19 protein-coding genes are annotated in these 19,188 nt (G+C 47.3%); 18 read left to right on the top strand and 1 reads right to left on the bottom strand.

Features of this window, described 5'->3' with window-relative positions; translation table 11 throughout:
- Positions 1-7: 7 nt before the first annotated feature.
- From spoIIIAF to ABJ225_RS06665, 14 genes are all read left to right on the top strand, one after another.
- Entirely contained in the window at positions 8-625 is a 618-nt protein-coding gene (gene spoIIIAF / locus ABJ225_RS06730) for a stage III sporulation protein AF (protein WP_056535449.1), read from the top strand.
- Complete coding sequence (spoIIIAG, locus tag ABJ225_RS06725) at positions 612-1,250, top strand: stage III sporulation protein AG (protein WP_056535450.1); 639 nt, start codon at positions 612-614, stop codon at positions 1,248-1,250. Before spoIIIAF ends, spoIIIAG begins: the two co-directional genes overlap by 14 nt.
- 14 nt (positions 1,251-1,264) lie before the next feature.
- Positions 1,265-1,801, top strand: coding sequence for a SpoIIIAH-like family protein (locus ABJ225_RS06720; protein WP_056535451.1), 537 nt, complete (start codon positions 1,265-1,267; stop codon positions 1,799-1,801).
- Between the two features lie 224 nt (positions 1,802-2,025).
- Positions 2,026-2,508, top strand: coding sequence for an acetyl-CoA carboxylase biotin carboxyl carrier protein (accB, locus tag ABJ225_RS06715; protein WP_048014022.1), 483 nt, complete (start codon positions 2,026-2,028; stop codon positions 2,506-2,508).
- Between the two features lie 15 nt (positions 2,509-2,523).
- Positions 2,524-3,876 carry an acetyl-CoA carboxylase biotin carboxylase subunit gene (gene accC, locus ABJ225_RS06710; RefSeq protein ID WP_048014023.1) on the top strand — a complete coding sequence of 451 codons (1,353 nt, stop codon included), beginning with the start codon at positions 2,524-2,526 and terminating at the stop codon, positions 3,874-3,876.
- Between the two features lie 23 nt (positions 3,877-3,899).
- On the top strand, positions 3,900-4,310 hold the full coding sequence (locus ABJ225_RS06705) for an Asp23/Gls24 family envelope stress response protein (RefSeq protein WP_053426620.1): 411 nt from the start codon (positions 3,900-3,902) through the stop codon (positions 4,308-4,310).
- Positions 4,311-4,558: 248 nt separating this feature from the next.
- On the top strand, positions 4,559-5,101 hold the full coding sequence (locus ABJ225_RS06700) for a GrpB family protein (RefSeq protein WP_481900598.1): 543 nt from the start codon (positions 4,559-4,561) through the stop codon (positions 5,099-5,101).
- 204 nt (positions 5,102-5,305) lie between these two features.
- Entirely contained in the window at positions 5,306-5,689 is a 384-nt protein-coding gene (gene nusB / locus ABJ225_RS06695; protein WP_056535453.1) for a transcription antitermination factor NusB, read from the top strand.
- A 20-nt stretch (positions 5,690-5,709) separates the two neighbouring features.
- Positions 5,710-6,555: a bifunctional 5,10-methylenetetrahydrofolate dehydrogenase/5,10-methenyltetrahydrofolate cyclohydrolase gene (locus ABJ225_RS06690; protein WP_347319078.1), complete on the top strand. Its 846-nt coding sequence runs from the start codon at positions 5,710-5,712 to the stop codon at positions 6,553-6,555.
- Positions 6,556-6,690: 135 nt separating this feature from the next.
- Positions 6,691-8,061, top strand: coding sequence for an exodeoxyribonuclease VII large subunit (gene xseA, locus ABJ225_RS06685; RefSeq protein ID WP_347319320.1), 1,371 nt, complete (start codon positions 6,691-6,693; stop codon positions 8,059-8,061).
- Positions 8,039-8,275 carry an exodeoxyribonuclease VII small subunit gene (locus ABJ225_RS06680; protein WP_053426623.1) on the top strand — a complete coding sequence of 79 codons (237 nt, stop codon included), beginning with the start codon at positions 8,039-8,041 and terminating at the stop codon, positions 8,273-8,275. Before xseA ends, ABJ225_RS06680 begins: the two co-directional genes overlap by 23 nt.
- The gene (locus ABJ225_RS06675) at positions 8,272-9,156 is read left to right on the top strand and encodes a polyprenyl synthetase family protein (RefSeq protein WP_481900597.1); all 885 of its coding nucleotides are present in this window, start codon (positions 8,272-8,274) and stop codon (positions 9,154-9,156) included. Before ABJ225_RS06680 ends, ABJ225_RS06675 begins: the two co-directional genes overlap by 4 nt.
- A gap of 349 nt (positions 9,157-9,505) precedes the next feature.
- The gene (gene dxs, locus ABJ225_RS06670) at positions 9,506-11,398 is read left to right on the top strand and encodes a 1-deoxy-D-xylulose-5-phosphate synthase (RefSeq protein ID WP_347319074.1); all 1,893 of its coding nucleotides are present in this window, start codon (positions 9,506-9,508) and stop codon (positions 11,396-11,398) included.
- A 2-nt stretch (positions 11,399-11,400) separates the two neighbouring features.
- Positions 11,401-12,240, top strand: coding sequence for a TlyA family RNA methyltransferase (locus tag ABJ225_RS06665; RefSeq protein ID WP_347319072.1), 840 nt, complete (start codon positions 11,401-11,403; stop codon positions 12,238-12,240).
- Between the two features lie 83 nt (positions 12,241-12,323).
- Here ABJ225_RS06665 and ABJ225_RS06660 read toward each other — a convergent pair whose 3' ends face one another.
- Complete coding sequence (locus tag ABJ225_RS06660; protein ID WP_347319070.1) at positions 12,324-13,916, bottom strand: APC family permease; 1,593 nt, start codon at positions 13,914-13,916, stop codon at positions 12,324-12,326.
- Positions 13,917-14,406: 490 nt separating this feature from the next.
- On the opposite strand from ABJ225_RS06660, the gene ahrC reads away from it, so the two are divergent.
- The 4 genes from ahrC (at position 14,407) to spo0A (ending at position 19,125) form a co-directional block, all read left to right on the top strand.
- Positions 14,407-14,859, top strand: a complete 453-nt coding sequence (ahrC, locus tag ABJ225_RS06655; RefSeq protein WP_222115393.1) for a transcriptional regulator AhrC/ArgR — start codon at positions 14,407-14,409, stop codon at positions 14,857-14,859.
- A 119-nt stretch (positions 14,860-14,978) separates the two neighbouring features.
- Positions 14,979-16,679: a DNA repair protein RecN gene (gene recN / locus ABJ225_RS06650; RefSeq protein WP_218246158.1), complete on the top strand. Its 1,701-nt coding sequence runs from the start codon at positions 14,979-14,981 to the stop codon at positions 16,677-16,679.
- 126 nt (positions 16,680-16,805) lie between these two features.
- A complete protein-coding gene (gene spoIVB, locus ABJ225_RS06645) occupies positions 16,806-18,083 on the top strand; it encodes a SpoIVB peptidase (RefSeq protein WP_218246157.1) in 1,278 nt (425 codons plus the stop codon).
- Positions 18,084-18,348: 265 nt separating this feature from the next.
- Complete coding sequence (gene spo0A / locus ABJ225_RS06640) at positions 18,349-19,125, top strand: sporulation transcription factor Spo0A (RefSeq protein WP_048014027.1); 777 nt, start codon at positions 18,349-18,351, stop codon at positions 19,123-19,125.
- Positions 19,126-19,188 lie beyond the last annotated feature (63 nt).

The raw sequence follows: 19,188 nt of genomic DNA, 5'->3' as shown, positions 1-19,188 counted from the left end.
ATTCCCGATGTCATTTTTAACCGAATGGATCACGAACATCATCGTATTCATCCTGTTGGCGACGGTCATCGACATGCTCCTGCCAAGCTCGAACATGAAGAAGTATGCCAAAATCGTCACTGGCCTCATCCTGATCACCATCATCTTGACGCCACTTCTTAAATTGTTCACAACCGATTTTGACGCAGCCCTTGCGTCCATGGATTGGAAGCAATCAACCAGTCAATCTGTAGAAAATTCGATTGAATCGAAGAAAAAAGAAATACAAGCTTCACAGCGTGCATATATTTTAGAACAAATGGCTGTCCAAATGAAAAACGATGCTGAAAAGGAGATGATGGACCGGCATAACAAAGTCATTGACAGTGTGAGCATACAGGCCGAAGATCTGGACCGGTTACCAGAAAGCATCACGAGCGTCACGGTTCATCTGACGGAGGAAAAAGATGATTCGGTAGAGGCGGTACAGATGGTGGAAATCGATTCACAAGATCAGAAGGTAAGCCGGAAAGAAACAGAGGACAACTCAGGGATCGCCTCATTTCTAGCAGAAAAATGGAATCTAACCCAGGATCAACTAATCATTTCAGTCGAAGGGGGGAATTCATCCCGTGAATCTCGATAAAGGACCGATTCAAGCATTGAAGGAATGGTTTTCAAAAGAAAGGCCAAACCCTCCGCCAGGTAAGAAAGGGAAGAAATATCAATACGTCCTGATCGTTTTGCTCCTCGGGGTAGCCTTTATGCTGATGAGTGATCTATGGGTACCAAAGAACGATGCCGTCGAAGTTTCCAGTAGTCCTGAAGAGGTACCGGCTTTTGGGTCTAAAGAATCCGATACGGAGCAGCTGATGAAAGAATATGAAGAACATTATAAGAATCAGCTCAAGGAAGCGCTCGATCAAATTGTCGGGGTGAGCGAAGCCCATGTCGTCGTCAACGTCGAAGCAACCGAGAGCAAGGTGTTCGAGAAAAATGCGACCCAATCCAACCAGAAGACCGATGAGGTAGACAAGCAAGGCGGGGAACGGTCCATCCAGGAAAGCAACAAGGAAGAGCAGATCGTGATCATCCGTGATGGAGAGAAAGAAGTTCCCATCATCAAAGAAACAAAAAAACCAAAAGTAAGCGGAGTCCTGGTGGTAGCCAAGGGAGCCGATAATATACAGCTGAAAAAATGGATCATCGAGGCAGTGACCCGCACGCTGGATGTACCAAGCCATCGGGTTTCGGTCCTACCGAAAAAATAAGGGGGAAACGATACATGTTATTGAAAAAGCAAACGGTATGGTTGTTGACAATGCTGAGCCTTGTGATTGTCCTATCTGTATACTACATCACTTCACCTACGCAGCAGGCTACGGATTTCGCTGCAGAAGATGCGAAAAAAGGGGCAAAGGACAAAGAAACATCGGGTGATGTGGAAGTGGTGACAGATGCTGCCGGCAATGAAATGTTCGAAGCTCTCCGCATCGAAGTGAATGAGAAGCGGGATCAGATGAGGGAAGAACTTGAAGCGAAGGTGGGAGATCCGGAAGTTTCAGCAGAAGATAAGAGTGCTGCCTATGAAGAGATGGAAAACCTGAAGGACTCGGCCATGACAGAAGAAGTCCTTGAAACGCTGATCAAAACGATGGGCTATAAGGATGCACTCGTGAGGGCATCAGCAGAGAATGTCCGTATTACGGTCAAGTCTGATAAAGAGCACAGCGCCACTGAGGCAAATGAAATCATCCGCCTCGTCAAAAGTGAAGTCGGTCAATTGAAGCCGGTTGCAGTAGAGTTCCAGCCGAATAATTGAGACCGGTCCACAGCCTGATTTCCCGGAAAAGGGGGTCAGGCTTTTTTTGTCCTCCATTTTTTCGGGTAACCATTTTATTTTTTTGTTGAAAAGGTCTAGAATAAGGGTAAGGGATAGGTAAGTCCCACCACATCAAGAATCATATGTTGAATTTAGACTAGATATTATCGTATGATATTAGTAGCTAGTCATAATTAGTTAACCATTAAGAGGGGTGTAAAGTTGTGTTAAAAATCCAAGAAATCCGGGAAATAATCAAATTGGTAGACCAATCAAGTGTGGATGAATTTACATACGAGCATGAAGGTTCCAAAATCAAGCTGAAGAAGAACGCTGTTCAACAAGTACAAGCCGTACAAGAGGTACGCGAACCTGCCGTTCAGGCCATCCAGCAGGCTCCGGCTGCAGCAGCACCTGCACCAAAGCAGGAAGCACCGGCAGCGGAGGCACCGGCAGATCAATCGAATCTTCATACCATCACGTCACCGATGGTGGGGACATTCTATCAATCCTCTTCACCAGAATCAGGTGCCTATGTAAAATTGGGCTCCAAAGTGGATGAGAATTCCGTTGTCTGCATCGTTGAAGCCATGAAGCTATTCAACGAAATCGAAGCCGAAGTAAAAGGGGAAATCGCCGAGATCCTAGTGAAGGATGGTCAACTGGTCGAATACGGTCAGCCATTGTTCTTGGTGAAACCTGAATAAGGAGCGAATGGACTCATGATTAAGAAAGTATTAGTTGCCAATCGGGGAGAAATCGCCGTCCGTATCATCCGGGCTTGCCGGGATATGGACATCGAAAGCGTAGCCGTCTACTCCGAAGCAGATAAAGAAGCACTACACGTACAGCTGGCCGATGAAGCATATTGTATCGGTCCCAAGACGTCGAAAGACAGCTACCTGAATTTCACGAACATCATCTCTGTTGCGAAGCTCACAGGCTGTGATGCAATCCATCCAGGCTATGGCTTCCTTGCGGAGAACTCTGATTTCGCGGAACTATGCCGCGAATGCCACATCACATTCATCGGCCCATCACCTGAAGCCATTTCGAAAATGGGTACGAAGGATGTGGCGCGTGAAACGATGCGCGAAGCAGGTGTACCTGTCGTTCCCGGCTCCAAAGGGATCGTCAAGGATGCAGAAGAAGCAGTTGCACTTGCTGAATCCATGGGATATCCTGTCATCATCAAGGCAACTGCCGGTGGTGGGGGTAAAGGGATCCGTGTTGCGAAGACCGAAGAAGAACTCGTGAAGGGTGTCAACATCACCCAGCAGGAAGCAATGACGGCATTCGGGAACCCGGGTGTCTATATCGAGAAATTCATCGAGGATTTCCGTCACGTCGAGATCCAGGTCATGGCAGACAATTTCGGGAACGTCATCCACCTCGGGGAGCGTGACTGCACGATCCAACGTCGTCTGCAAAAGCTCCTTGAAGAAAGCCCTTCACCTGCCTTGAACGAAGAAGTTCGGGAAAGAATGGGGGATGCTGCTGTAAAAGCAGCAGAAGCGGTTGATTATACAGGTGCCGGCACGGTAGAATTTATCTATGATTACAATCAGCAATCCTTCTATTTCATGGAGATGAATACCCGTATCCAAGTCGAACATCCCGTGACGGAGCAAGTCACTGGTGTCGACCTCATCAAGGAACAGATCCGTGTGGCTTCAGGGGAGAAACTTTCCCTTACACAAGAAGATGTGACCTTCAACGGGTGGGCGATCGAGTGCCGCATCAATGCGGAAAATCCTGAAAAGAACTTCATGCCATCTGCGGGAAGGATCGAAATGTATCTGCCTCCAGGCGGTGTAGGTGTAAGGGTCGATTCTGCTGCATATCCTGGTTATATGATCCCGCCTTACTACGACAGCATGATCGCGAAGGTCATTTCTTTCGGGGCTACCAGGGAAGAAGCCATTTCAAGGATGAAGCGTGCACTGAATGAGTTCGTTGTCGAAGGAGTTCACACAACCATCGGATTCCACTTGAAACTGTTGGAACATGAAACCTTTGTAGGTGGAGATTTCAATACGAAATTCCTAGAGAAATATGAAATTATGAAATCCTAGAGAAATCCAAGGAGGGACCACGAATGGCGGAAAATCAAAATCTTTTACAGATGTCTCACGGTAAAGACGGACTTGGGAAGATCGAAATCGCTCCGGAAGTGATCGAGGTCATTGCAGGCATCGCAGCCTCTGAAGTGGAAGGCGTATCACAGATGCGCGGAAACTTTGCATCAGGTGTCGTTGAACGCCTAGGTAAGAAAAATCATGGTAAAGGTGTCAAAGTGGAACTTGCTGAAGATGGTATCCTGATCGATGTATACTGCATCATGCAGTTCGGTGTTTCCATCCCGACTGTCGCTCAAAAGATCCAGGACAACATCCGTCAGGCACTCTTGAACATGACCGCCCTCGAGGCGGAAGAAGTCAACGTGCATATCGTCGGCGTACAGTTTGAAAACCAAAGGATCGAACCTGAGATTGAAGAAGAAATGTAATAGGGAAGGGCAGCCTGTCTTGGGCTGCCCTTTTTGTTTACATATGGAAGATTCAAAATCTCACCTTATCCATGACAGTTTAGAAGTCCCACCCTGCTTTTATGGTAAAGAGTGCTGGTCCGTGAAAACGAATACTCGTAATATAGAAAAGAATGAGAGCAAGGTTTCGGCAAGTATCGAATTCTGCAGCTGGAATATACGGAATATTCATATTTTCATACAGCTTTTCTTCAAGGAGGATGGACGATTTGAGCAATGATAATGAGCGAAATATCCCGGCGTGGGCATATGAAACAATAGAAATTGAGGATCCAGACCCCGATTGGATGGATCAAGGTATTCGAGAGCGTAAGGAACTGCTCCAAATACTCTCTGCGTGGGGGGTCAGGGAAGTAGAACATATTGGAAGCACCGCAATTCCTGATCTGCCTGCTAAGCCAATTATTGATTTCATGGCATCCATTTCATCATTCGAAGACATCGACGGCGTAGTGGGTAACTTGTCATTATACGATTGGCATTATGTCCCCCCGGAATTAGACAAACACCATTGGAGAAGATTTTTTGTGAAAGTGGAGAATGATAAACGGGTAGCTCATTTACATCTCATGCAAGAAGGAGAAGAGCGGTGGGGTGAACAACTTAGATTTCGAAATCGATTGCGAGCGGATGGACATCTTGCGGATCAATATGCTGCACTTAAAAGGCGGATCGCACAAAAGTTTGATCATGACCGCGAAAAATATACAGAAGCAAAAACAACATTCATCAATAAGGTGCTGCGTCAATAACCGAAACAGTGCTTTAAAGGGATACACAAAAGGAATGCACTAATGCAGGAGTTCCATTCATTTTCATAGAAAAATCAGCAATATGGTTTAGCTCAATCTTGTTTTTAGAATATTGATTTTTTTAGTTACGCGTGCGTATTGGTGCTGGTTTGTGCTATTATCAAAGGTATGTAAATTGAGTTTGGATTAAAAGGAGTCATAATCATGAAAAGAAGAGTTGCCCGTGAAAAGGCATTGCAGGCGTTATTTCAAATAGATATGAGCGGTATTGAGCCGGAGGAGGCTCTTTCGAATGTGCTTGAAGAACATAAGATGGATGATTACCTACAGCAGCTTGTGCTTGGGTTCGTTGAACACCAGGATTCCATTGACGCAATTATAAAAGGGAATCTTGAAAAATGGTCATTCGATCGTTTGGCTAAGGTTGATCGTAATATTTTGCGTATCGGTACCTATGAACTTCTTCATGTAGAAGACGTACCTGGAAAAGTCGCCATCAACGAAGCCGTCGAGATTGCCAAGATCTTTGGGGACGAGCAGTCCAGTAAATTCGTCAATGGAGTGCTATCAAAAGTAAAGCAAGATTGATCTAGAAAGGGGTTGGGCGGATGTCGACCAGGATCATAGATGGTACGAAGATCTCACATGAGTGGCGCTTGGAATTGAAGATCCGTGTAGGGGAACTGAAACAATCCGGTATCATCCCAGGACTTGCCATCATCCTCGTCGGTGACAATCCTGCATCCAGGTCATATGTCAGGTTGAAGGAGAAGGCATGTGCCGATGTCGGTATCCATTCCGAACTCCATCACTATCAGTCGGCCGATGAAGAACAACTAGTGGCACTCATCGATCAGCTGAATGATTCCGCCCATATTCACGGTATCCTTGTTCAGCTACCCCTTCCCGGCGATATCGATCCCGCCAATGTCTTGGGAGCGGTATCCCCGACGAAGGATATTGATGGACTTCATCCCCTCTCCATCGGAAGATTGGCAACCGCCCAGGAAACCTTCCACCCTTGTGCCCCCCTCGCCATCGCCAATATGCTTCAGCATGAGAACATCCCCATCGCAGGTCGTCATGTGGTGATCATCGGTAAGAGCAACTTGATCGGGAAACCGTTGGGAACGATGCTTTTGAACCGTAATGCAACCGTAACACAATGCCATTCGGACACCGAGGATCTCTTTTCCCTCACCAGGCAGGCCGATATCCTCATTTCCGCAGCAGGAAAGGCCGGGTTTATCGGTAGAGAAGCCATCAAATCTGGAGCTTTGGTCATCGATGCCGGTATGAACAGGGGAGAAGATGGCGGAGTATGCGGCGACGTCATTGCCGATGACGTGATGGGCCGGGCTGGCCTGCTTACACCGGTACCCGGTGGAATCGGCCCCATGACCATTACCATGATGCTTCACAATACAGTGAAGTCTGCCATGCGCATGTTTTGAATCGTAAAAATGAGTGAAACATAGTACAATGGATACCAATGGAAGGGACAGCGGATGCGTCCCTTTCTTTTGATTGAGCACCTGCTCATTCAGACGCCCAGTACATGCAAAAAAGGAGTCAGGACTCACATGGAGATGGAACAAGCTACCTACTTAACCGTACAAGCTCTGACAAAATACATAAAACGGAAATTCGACCGTGATCCCCACTTGAACGGTGTGTACGTCAAAGGGGAAATCTCGAACTTCAAAAGGCATTCCAGTGGTCATATGTACTTTACATTGAAAGATGAGAAAGCCCGTATCCTAGCCGTGATGTTTTCAAGCCAGAATCAATCACTGAAGTTCAGGCCAGAAAACGGGATGAATGTCCTGATCCGCGGAGATCTATCCGTCTACGAAGCAGGCGGGCAATATCAAATCTATGTGAAGGATATGCAGCCCGACGGTATCGGTGCTCTGTATCTTGCGTATGAACAGCTCAAGGAAAAGCTGAAGGGGGCCGGATATTTCGACGAGTCCAGGAAAAAGAAAATCCCTTCCTTCCCTACTAAGATTGCTGTCGTCACGTCACCGACAGGAGCGGCCATCAGGGATATCATCACCACCATCAAAAGGAGATACCCCATCGGGGAAGTCCTTGTCTACCCTGCACTAGTGCAGGGAGAAAAAGCGCCGGCTTCCGTTGCGGAGGCCATCCATAAAGTCAATGAAGACCCAACGATTGATGTGTTGATCATCGGCAGGGGTGGCGGATCCATTGAAGAGCTATGGGCGTTCAATGAAGAGATCGTTGCAGATGCCATAGCAGGCTCGGTGATCCCCATCATTTCAGCAGTCGGGCATGAAACAGACTTTACCATTGCAGACTTCGTTGCCGATCTCAGGGCACCGACCCCGACTGCTGCCGGAGAGCTTGCCGTCCCCCACATTGATGACCTTCTAGAACGGGTCATGAATCGTAAACTCCGGCTAATCAAAGCATTTAAAAACAGGCTCAACCACGATCGTCAACGGTTGGAAACTTTAAGAAGGTCCTATTCGTTACGTAATCCGCATCTTGTTTACCAACAGAAGATGGAGCAGCTCGATCGGCTGAATGAAAAGATGGACAGGGCAGCAACCTCCCGTCTGAAAGAGCAGCAGGATCATACTGCTCAATTAACTGAAAGGATGCGGCGTCTGCACCCCGATCGCATGATCAAACTTCAGGGGGAACGACTTCAATCGATGCAGAACCGGCTAGAAAAGCAATATGCCTCTGGACTCAAAGAAAAGCGCCAGCAATTCGTATCGATCCTTTCGACGATGGAGGCACTGAGTCCGTTGAAGGTCATGGAGCGTGGATACAGCTTGTCCTACAATGAAGATGACAGTTTGATCACCTCGGTTGCACAGGTGCAAAAAGGGCAGTCCCTAACCGTCAGGGTAAAGGATGGTCAGATCCATTGTAAGGCAGATTCTATTGAGGAGCGTGAGACACATGCCGAAAGCAAAGAAAAATGAACCGACGTTTGAAGAGGCGATTGCACAGCTTGAAGAAATCGTAGAAAAGCTTGAAGAAGGGGAGGTCCCTTTGGAGCAGGCCATCGAATACTACCAGAAGGGGATGAACCTTTCTAAGTATTGCCATGATACACTTCAGCAAGCGGAGAATAAGCTGACGAAGATGATGACGGATGAAGGGGAGCAAACCATTGACCTCCCGGAGGAGGAATGATCATGTCGTTCAATGATTTTCAAACCACCTATCTTTCCGAAGTGACCAACCATATGATCGGGAAGGTGAAAGCTTTGGACCTTCCCGATCACCTCAAGGAATCGATGATCTATTCCTTGCAGGCGGGTGGGAAGAGACTTCGCCCCCTCATGGTGCTGGCCACCATGCAATCCTTCGGACGGGATCCGAAAGCAGGGATGGCGGCGGCTTCCGCCCTTGAAATGATCCATACATATTCCCTCATCCATGATGATCTGCCCGCCATGGATGATGATGATTTGAGGAGAGGCTACCCAACCAATCATAAAGTGTTCGGCGAAGCAATCGCCATCCTTGCAGGGGACGGACTGCTCACATTCAGCTTCCAACTGCTTGCGGAAGATGAGCATCTCCCGGACGAGAAAAAGGTTGAACTCATCGCCTTGCTCGCCCGGTGTGCAGGGCCGGAGGGGATGGTCGGAGGTCAAGTTGCGGATATCGAAGGGGAAAATGGAGAGTTGACCGTTGAAGAACTGCAGTCGATCCATGTGCGTAAAACGGGGAAACTATTGATGTTTTCCGTCATGGCAGGGGCCATCATGTCTGATGCTTCTCCAGAGGAGCTCGCTTCCTTAGAGGAGTTTGCCTATCATGTCGGCCTTGCCTTCCAGATCCAGGACGATATCCTGGATATCGAGGGTTCGGAAGAATTGATCGGAAAGCCTGTGGGAAGCGATGAATCCAAACATAAGAGCACGTATCCGAAGTTATTGACCATGTCGGGTGCCAAGGAAAAACTGGCCTATCATTTGAACGGAGCACTCGACTCCTTGAAAAGGGTGGATAGGGATACAAACCTTCTTGAAGAAATCGCCAACCTCATCGCTGTGCGCAACCACTGACAGCTGCTGTTTGAGGACATTACCCTTTTATGGTATAATCCACTCAGGAAAGCCATTACACCGGACGTTGAGAAGCAGCGTAAAGTCCGGTTCATAGTGAACAATACAATCCATTGAATGATCAGCATGGCCGTTATCACATTCGTGTTAGCGGCTATTTTTACACGCGGGGACAAGGACTTTCCCTTAGAAAAGTCAAAGCACTTGGAAAATGGCCTGTGATTGCGTATTCTAGGGAATATACAATCATTTTGTCGAATACGGCGAGGGTCATATCACAGTGAAAACCATACAAAATGCAAAAACGTCAATGAAATAAACTAACTAGTGATGAAAGTGAGTGGACCATATGGATTTATTATCGATTAAAGATCCCTCTTTCTTAAAGGATATGTCCAATGAACAACTGGAGGGACTGAGCCAAGATATCCGTGATTTCCTGATTGGGAATCTCGCCAAAAGCGGCGGTCATATCGGGCCGAATCTCGGGGTGGTCGAATTGACTGTAGCCCTTCATAAGCATTTCGACAGTCCCAAGGACAAGATATTATGGGATGTGGGCCATCAGTCTTATGTACACAAGATCCTGACGGGGCGCGCAGGTCAGTTTGATACCCTTAGACAATATAAGGGACTATGCGGATTCCCTAAACGGAATGAAAGCGAGCATGACGTATGGGAGACAGGACACAGCTCCACATCCCTCTCCGCTGCCATGGGGATGGCCATCGCAAGGGATGTGAAAAAGGAAGATTCCTATATCATTCCCGTCATCGGGGACGGTGCGCTGACCGGAGGGATGGCCCTTGAAGCACTCAACCACATCGGCCATGAAAAGAAGGACATGATCGTCGTATTGAATGATAATGAAATGTCCATCGCACCGAATGTCGGTGCCCTGCATAATATCCTTGGCCGTCTTCGCACGGCGAATAAGTATAACTGGGTGAAAGATGAGTTGGAGTATATCCTGAAGCGAATACCGGCAGTCGGAGGGAAGCTTGCCAGTACGGCTGAACGGGTGAAGGACAGCTTGAAATATCTGTTCGTCTCCGGGATGTTCTTTGAAGAGCTGGGCTTCACCTATCTTGGCCCGATTGATGGACACGATTATGAAAACTTACAGGAAAACATCCAGTATGCGAAAAAAACAAAGGGTCCGGTCCTTCTCCACGTTCTCACGAAGAAGGGGAAAGGCTTCCAGCCTGCCGAAAAAGACACACTCGGTACATGGCATGGAACCGGCCCGTATAAAATCGATACAGGTGACCTGATCAAACCGGTGGGCGCTCCTCCATCATGGAGCAGCCTTGTCAGTGAAACGGTCAGGAGGCTGGCACGTGAAGATGAGCGTATCGTGGCCATCACTCCTGCCATGCCAGTCGGCTCAAGCCTTCTCGGATTTGCGGAGGAATTCCCCGACAGGATGTTCGACGTCGGGATTGCCGAACAGCATGCGGCGACGGTTGCGGCAGGTCTTGCCACCCAGGATATGAAACCGTTCCTTGCGATTTATTCGACATTCCTACAGCGAGCATATGACCAGGTGGTTCACGATATTTGCAGGCAGAACCTCAACGTGTTCATCGGAATCGACCGGGCTGGACTTGTCGGTGCTGATGGCGAAACCCATCAAGGGGTGTTCGATATTGCCTTCCTGCGCCATCTGCCGAATATGGTCCTTATGATGCCAAAAGACGAAAATGAAGGCCAACATATGGTCAATACGGCTCTTTCCTATAACAACGGGCCAATCGCCCTCCGTTTCCCCCGTGGAAATGGTTACGGCGTGAAGATGGACGAAGAATTGAAGACCATTCCGATCGGCACGTGGGAAATCCTCAAGGACGGGACCGACGCAGTCATCCTGACGTTCGGTACAACGATTCCCATGGCTATGGATGCGGCAGGGGACCTCGAGAAGCAAGGGGTATCAGTACGGGTCGTGAATGCGCGGTTCATCAAGCCGATGGATGAGGCGATGCTTTCTTCCATTCTTTCCGAGGAAATACCCGTATTGACGATCGAAGAAGCAGTCCTTCAGGGTGGCTTCGGAAGCGGGGTCCTTGAGTTTGCTCAGGAAAAAGGCTATCATGACGCCGTTATCGATCGAATCGGAATCCCTGATTACTTCGTGGAGCATGGAAGTGTCAAAGAACTGCTCAATGAAATCGGTATGACAAAGGAAAACGTCATCGACCGGATCTTGACGATTACACCAAAAAAACAAAAAAGGGCTTGAACATGAAAGTGAAAAAACAGCGATTAGATATACTTCTTGTAGAACAAGGTCTTTTCGAAACACGTGAAAAGGCAAAAAGGGCCGTCATGGCCGGTCTTGTGTACTCAAACGAAATGAGACTGGATAAACCGGGGGAGAAGATAAGCGAAGATTCACCCCTGACGGTCAAAGGAAAAGTGATGCCTTATGTTAGCAGGGGGGGCTTGAAGCTTGAAAAGGCCCTCAAAGAATTCGATATCACCGCAGAAAATAAAGTTCTTCTTGATATCGGAGCTTCGACGGGTGGATTTACCGACTGTGCCCTTCAGAATGGCGCGAAAATGAGCTATGCCCTTGATGTAGGCTACAATCAGCTTGCCTGGAAGCTAAGGAAGGATGAGCGTGTGGTTGTCATGGAGCGGACGAATTTCCGCTATGTGAAGCCGGAAGACCTTGAAGGTGAAATGCCGAATCTTGCCTCCATCGACGTCTCCTTCATCTCGCTCTCCCTGATCCTCCCTGTTTTAAAGACACTCTTGGTACAAGGGGGCGACTGCATTGCCCTCATCAAACCACAGTTCGAAGCGGGCAGGGAGCAGGTCGGGAAAAAAGGCATCGTACGGGATCCTTCCGTCCATAAGGCAGTAATCCAAAAAATCATAGACCTCTCACTGAATGAGGGCTATGATATCGAAGGCCTCTCGTACTCGCCGATCACAGGTGGTGACGGGAATATCGAATTCCTTATTCACCTTAAGTGGCAGGGAAGGGAAGAGGGTGTGTCTCATTTAACGGTAACGCCGGAAGATGTAATCAAAGAAGCTCACACTCAATTCAAATCTGCTCAGAAGAATGAGGAGTAACCATAAGAAAGCGTGGGACCTTCTGGTCCCACGCTTTCTTTGTGGTAAAAGACTATAAGAATCCACGTGTTAATGTGAGGTTTCTATTTTTCTTTCGTTGTTTCTTCAGGTGTTTCATCATCAGAGTCAATCATGGCTTTCGGTAGACCTGTATACTTAGCCCAGAAGAATATGGCGAGTGAGACGATGGCAATCAGGATCAGGTCGGCTGGATTGTCCAGGTACCCTTTTCCGCCGCCAAATGAACCGAAGTATGAGATGATGAGCATACTGATATAATATCCAACGAGCCACCAGGCTGATTTGAGCTGCTGCGGAAGCTTCACTTTGTCTGTCGGTACATATTTCTTGAAAATGAAGTAGACGACGAACATAACCAATTGAGAGCCGAGCAACCATGAAATGGTCTTCCAACCAGACCAGTAGACAATGTACGAAGCAAAAATAAAGGAAATAGGTGCGATGATGTTCATTCCTCTAAGTTTGAATGGTTTCTCCAGGTCCTTTGCATTGACCGAGAAGGTGGCCGATGAAATAGGTGCAATGGCATAAGAAAGGATCAGTGCCACCGAGCAGACGTTTACCAGTGCATTCCAAGAAGGGAATGGCAGTGTCCAGAAGATCGAAAGTCCCAATGATAGCCACAGGGAGGAACGGGGAATTCCCGTTACTTTATCGACTTTGGAGAATGTCTTGAATAGCGTACCGTTTCTTGACCAGGCGTACACAAGGCGTGCTGTCGTATTCATGAAAATGTTTCCGTTTCCTCCAGGGGACAGGATGGCATCGAATACCACAAGGGCAGATAACCAACCAAGACCCAAGACAATCGCGATATCTCCGAATGGAAGGGAGAATTCTTCTTGTATTCCGGCCCAACCTACATTACTGATGGTATCAGTCGGAATAGCTCCGATGAACAATACTTGCAGTGCCGTATAGATCAGAGCTGCAAGGATGATGCAAAGGACAAGGGCGATTGGAATATTCCGTTGAGGGTTTTTGACCTCGCTGGCAACCGATACGATGGGATGAAGTCCGAGATAGGCGAACATGACCCCGCCAGTTGCGATGGCTCCTTGGATCCCATCAAAGCCGAATGGTGCAAAAGCTTCAACAGAAAAGTTCGCTGATTTAAAATGGAACGACAATACGACGATGATTGTGATTGGTACAACGTATTTGAAAATGGAAATGATGATATTGGATTTGGCAAAAGCCTTTACGCTCCAAAAATTGAGTAGGAAAAAGGCGATGAGCAACCCTAGTTGGAGCAGCCATCCTCCGATTGTTGGTGATTCAGACCCCGCTTTCGTCAATCCAGGAATCCAATAAGCGAGATACTGCCGTACAGCTGTCACTTCAATTGAAATCAAACTGGTGTAAGCAACGATCGTGATGAATGAAATCATGTATCCGACGAGTGGTCCGTGTGAATATACCGGATACCGGATGATTCCCCCCGTACGAGGGAGTGCCGCACCCAGTTCTGCATACACTAGACCGATTAATAGGATGATGACGCCTCCAATAATCCAGGAGAAACTCCCGGCTGGACCCGCCTGGGATGCGACGTTACTGACGGCAAACAGCCATGCAGATCCGAAGATCGCCCCGAGACCGATTAAGGTGAGGTCCAATAGTGATATCGTCTTTTTAAATTTTCCTTGACTCATAAGTGTAATGTTCCTCCTTCTGTTTAACCCGAACCTAACTTCTTTTTTCTACTTCATCCCCCTGTCTTTTTGTATTTTGCGTTTTAAGCAACGATTCATGTCAGGCTTTCAAATGATGCACAATAGAAATTTTTTAAAATGGGTATTCTTGAATAATAAGTAATATGTGCAATTCCTATAGTCTTATACCCCGTGCTTATATACACTAAACTGTATAGTGAAAGGATTCAAATGGGTAAACGGTTTCATTTAAAAGTCTTAAATTTCTTTCTTTTTTCCAGCAATAAAACTATATTTGTATATTATTGCATTAATGATAAAAAATATTAATAATACATAAAAATGTAAAACTGTACTAGCTTTTCTGATGAAGGAGATAAAGAAGTGAAGGATCTGCACGGTTTCTGGTGGATTTGTACATCAAAATAGGCTAACATAAGCGTAGAGGTATAAATATACAGGTTCATTTTGGAGTAAGAGGTGTATGGTGATGTTAAATAAGGGTCAAAGACATATAAAGATCAGGGAAATCATCACAAATCGGGATGTGGAAACCCAGGATGAGCTGGTGGACAGCCTGAAGAATGCAGGCTTCAATGTCACCCAGGCAACCGTTTCGAGGGATATCAAGGAGCTTCACCTGGTCAAGGTCCCGCTTATGGATGGGCGCTATAAATACAGCCTACCGGCAGACCAGCGTTTTAACCCCCTTCAAAAGCTGAAGAGGACGTTAACGGATGCCTTCGTCAAGATTGATGCAGCCGGTCACATGCTGGTCATGAAGACGCTCCCGGGAAATGCGAATGCCATAGGGGCACTCATCGACAACTTGGACTGGGAAGAGATCCTAGGGACGATCTGCGGGGACGACACCTGTTTGATCATCTGTCGATCCGAAGCGGAAACCGAAGTCATTTCCAAACGTTTCCTTGATATGCTATAAAAGGTTGACCTCCCGTTAGACGGGGTAAATTAAATGAAAACAGAGGCACTTTCCAACGTGATTCGGTTCTATCCGGGATGCATGATCGGAAGTGTCTTATTATATGAGGTGAGTATTTCTTGTTACAGGAACTTTCAATCAAAAATTTTGCCATCATCGACTCGATTGCCCTTTCATTCGAAGAAGGATTGACGGTCCTTTCAGGGGAAACAGGTGCCGGGAAGTCCATTATCATCGATGCCATCCATCTATTGGTGGGAGGCAGGGGATCGTCAGAGTTCGTCCGGCATGGAGAGAAAAAAGCCGAGATTGAAGGGTTATTTCTTTTGGACGATCCCCGTCATCCTTGCCATGCAAAGGCTTCTGAATTCGGCATCGACATCGAAGAGGGCATGATTGTTCTCAGGAGAGATATTTCCAGTACGGGTAAAAGTGTTTGCAGAGTAAACGGAAAGCTTGTGACGATTGCCACCATGCGTGAAATCGGGTCGACCCTCATTGACATCCATGGGCAACATGAGCATCAGGAGCTCATGAATGAGCACCTTCATCTGACGCTTCTGGATCAGTTTGGTGGGAAGGATATTGCATCATCGCTCACAGCCTATCTGGATGTGTTTGAAGAATATCAGACCGTGTCCAGACAGCTGAAGCGCTTGAATGAAAATGAACAGGAGATGGCTCATCGCCTGGATCTTATCCAGTTCCAGCAAAAAGAAATCCAGGATGCGGAGCTTCGCCTGCATGAGGATGATGAACTGCAGGATGAAAAGCTGAAGCTCGTCAATTTTGAAAAGCTATATGAAGCCCTCCAGACGTCGTATGACAGCCTGCGAGGGGAAAGAAAAGGAATGGACTGGGCGGGGCTTGCCATGGGCCATCTTGAGACCGCAGCGGAAGTCGACGCCCAGTTTGGCGGGACGCTTGAGTCGGTCTCCTCGGCCTATTACATCCTTGAGGATGCCGCACATGCCATCAGGGCGGAATTGGATCAACTGGAATTTGAACCGGGCAGGCTCGATATGATCGAGTCCAGGCTGAATGAGATCAATGGACTGAAACGCAAGTATGGCTCATCGATTGAAGAGGTGCTTGCGTATGGCTCACGGATTGAAGAGGAAATTGAAACGATCGTTAACAAGGATTCACATGTTCAACAGCTTCAAGATCAGCTGCGCTCCCTCGAAAATGATCTTTCCGTCGAGGCGGAAAATCTGACCATCGCCCGTAAGAAGTGGGCTAAGAAGCTCACGGTCAGCATCCATGAGCAGCTGAAACAGCTCTACATGGACAAAACGAAATTCGAGGTCAAGTTCCTGACCGACGGAGATGCTGTAAACCGGAAGTTCAAGAGAGACGGATGGGATGAAGTCGAGTTTTATATCTCGACGAATCCTGGAGAACCGCTGAAGCCCCTTTCGAAGGTCGCTTCTGGGGGAGAATTATCCCGTATCATGCTCGCCCTTAAGACGATCTTCTCCAAGCATCAGGGGATCACGTCCATCATCTTCGACGAAGTGGATACAGGTGTTAGCGGAAGGGTGGCCCAATCGATTGCAGAGAAGATCTATCAAGTGGCCGTCCATTCACAGGTGATGTGCATTTCCCATCTTCCACAGGTTGCGGCGATGGCAGACTGTCATCTGTTCATCTCGAAGAAACAATCGAACGGGCGTACGAGCACGAAGGTGAAAAGACTTGAGGAAAATGAGAAAATTCAGGAAATCTCACGTATGATTTCCGGCGTGGAGATCACCGACCTTACACTTGAACATGCCAAAGAGCTCCTTCATTTGGCGGGGAGCATCAAAGAGACATGAAAAGCTATCCAATGCGGGTAGCTTTTTTTCATTATTACCAGTTATAAATGTCCTTTCAAAAGGCAAAAGTAAAACTGTAGCCAAATCACCAGTGTGTTTGGATTAGAAGCGAGGAGAGTGAAAGTAGTGAAGTCAGATTCGTTAAGGAAATGCATAGGTGGAATTCTCCTTGTTTCGCTCATTTTTATCGGTTTTTTGGAACCTGTCCAACAGTGGGTGAAAACGCCCACGTTCATTAGGATGATGGAAGGGGATCAAGTTGCTCTCCCCATATCAGCTCCTGCTGCCGCATCTGAAGGGACGGTCCAGCTTTCGTCGAACAACGAACAATTATCCGTGGGAGGCAGCCGGGTCGGCAAAGATGAAGTGGTCTTTGAACTTGCCGGACTCCCCGTCAAAGAAGTCAATGTTGAAGTGCTGAAAGATTTTAAAGTGATCCCGGGTGGACAATCGATCGGGGTCAAATTGAATACCGTTGGCGTATTGGTCGTCGGTCATCATCTTGTGAATACGGAAGAAGGAAAAGTTTCTCCGGGTGAAAAAGCAGGGATCCAGGTTGGGGATATGATTACAGAGATCAATGGAACCAAGATTGAAGAACTTTCCGACGTGGCACCATTTGTCCAATCCGCGGGAAAAGACCAGGAGTCCTTGAAACTTGTGGTGAAACGAGAGAAAAAAACGATCAAAACCACTCTCCTGCCGGTAAGGGAAAAAGGCAATTCTGCTTATAAGCTCGGCCTGTATATCAGGGACTCGGCTGCTGGAATCGGCACGATGACCTTTTATGATCCACAATCGAAGAAATACGGGGCTCTTGGACATGTGATATCCGATATGGATACGAAGAAGCCGATTGTCGTCGCAGATGGCGAAATCGTCCATTCCGAAGTAACCTCTATCCAAAAAGGGAGCGATGGAAAGCCGGGGGAGAAACTGGCAAGGTTCTCATCCGATCATAAGGTGATCGGGGATATCACGAGGAACAGTCCGTTTGGTATATTCGGGCGCCTGAACCAGACCATCGAGAATGAGCGGATGGATAAGCCCATGCCGATCGCCCTCTCTCACCAGGTGAAGGAAGGTCCAGCCCAGATCCTCACGGTGGTCGATGGCAAGGAAGTCGAAATGTACGATATCGAAATCATGAGCACGATCCCACAGAAATACCCTGCTACCAAAGGGATGGTGTTGAAGGTGACGGATCCAAAGCTCCTGAAGAAAACCGGCGGGATCGTCCAGGGAATGAGCGGTAGCCCGATCATTCAGGACGGGAAGGTCGTAGGAGCTGTCACTCATGTATTCGTGAATGATCCCACGAGCGGGTACGGTGTCCATATCGAGTGGATGCTGAGCGAAGCAGGTATCGATATTTACAAAAAAGATCATAGCAGAGCAAGTTGAATGAATCCGGCGCTGAGCAAGCGTCGGATTTTTTCGTGCGTTTGAGAAATGGAAGGATTTCCGTTACTATAAAGATAATTCGACAAAAGTTCAGGGTGGAAATCGAATCAGGTCGAAATTAAGAGAAAACGAAAGTAAAACGAAGAAAAAAGAATATATTTCAAGTTTTTTTCAAAAATAAAAGGAAATTAGGTTGCATTGTCGAAAAAGTAATTTACAATAAAAAATAACAGTGAATTTATTTGGACTGAGGAGGAAACGTTTAGTGAAATCGATTAAAGTTTGTATTGTGGATGATAACCGGGAACTCACCTCATTGTTGGAAGATTATATTGCCTCGCAAAATGACTTGGAAGTTGTAGGGATTGCCCATAATGGACAAGACTGCCTGGATCTCTTGGAGGAAGTCGAAACGGACGTACTCGTTTTGGATATCATCATGCCCCATCTGGATGGACTTGCGGTTCTCGAACGACTTAGAGAGAGGAAGAATATCCCGAATGTGATCATGCTGACGGCTTTCGGTCAGGAAGACGTGACGAAAAAAGCGGTCGATCTCGGTGCATCCTATTTCATCCTGAAGCCGTTCGATATGGAAAACCTGGTGAGCCATATCCGACAGGTAAGCGGGAAAACGAACCCGATCATCAAAAAGCCTTCCTCCCGAATGAATTCTGATCATAAACCGAGAAATCTTGATGCGAGCATCACAAGCATCATTCATGAAATCGGCGTACCGGCACATATTAAAGGATATATGTACTTAAGGGAAGCGATCTCAATGGTCTACAATGACATCGAACTCCTTGGTTCTATCACGAAGGTCCTCTATCCTGATATCGCGAAGAAATACAACACTACCGCTTCGAGGGTCGAGCGTGCGATCCGTCACGCCATCGAAGTAGCCTGGAGCCGTGGGAATATCGATTCCATCTCCTCCCTATTCGGTTATACTGTAAGCATGACAAAAGCGAAACCGACCAATTCTGAGTTTATTGCGATGGTGGCTGACAAGCTGCGTTTGGAGCATAAGGCTTCTTGAAAGGGTAAGTAGAACTTGTGACCCGGTGGATGCCGGGTTTTTATTTTTGTGTGAAAGGGTACC

The organism is Rossellomorea sp. RS05 (assembly GCF_039822645.1).
Classification (GTDB): domain Bacteria; phylum Bacillota; class Bacilli; order Bacillales; family Bacillaceae_B; genus Rossellomorea; species Rossellomorea marisflavi_B.
The sequence above is the reverse complement of the archived record's forward strand: the minus strand, read 5'-3'. Positions and strand labels throughout refer to the sequence as shown.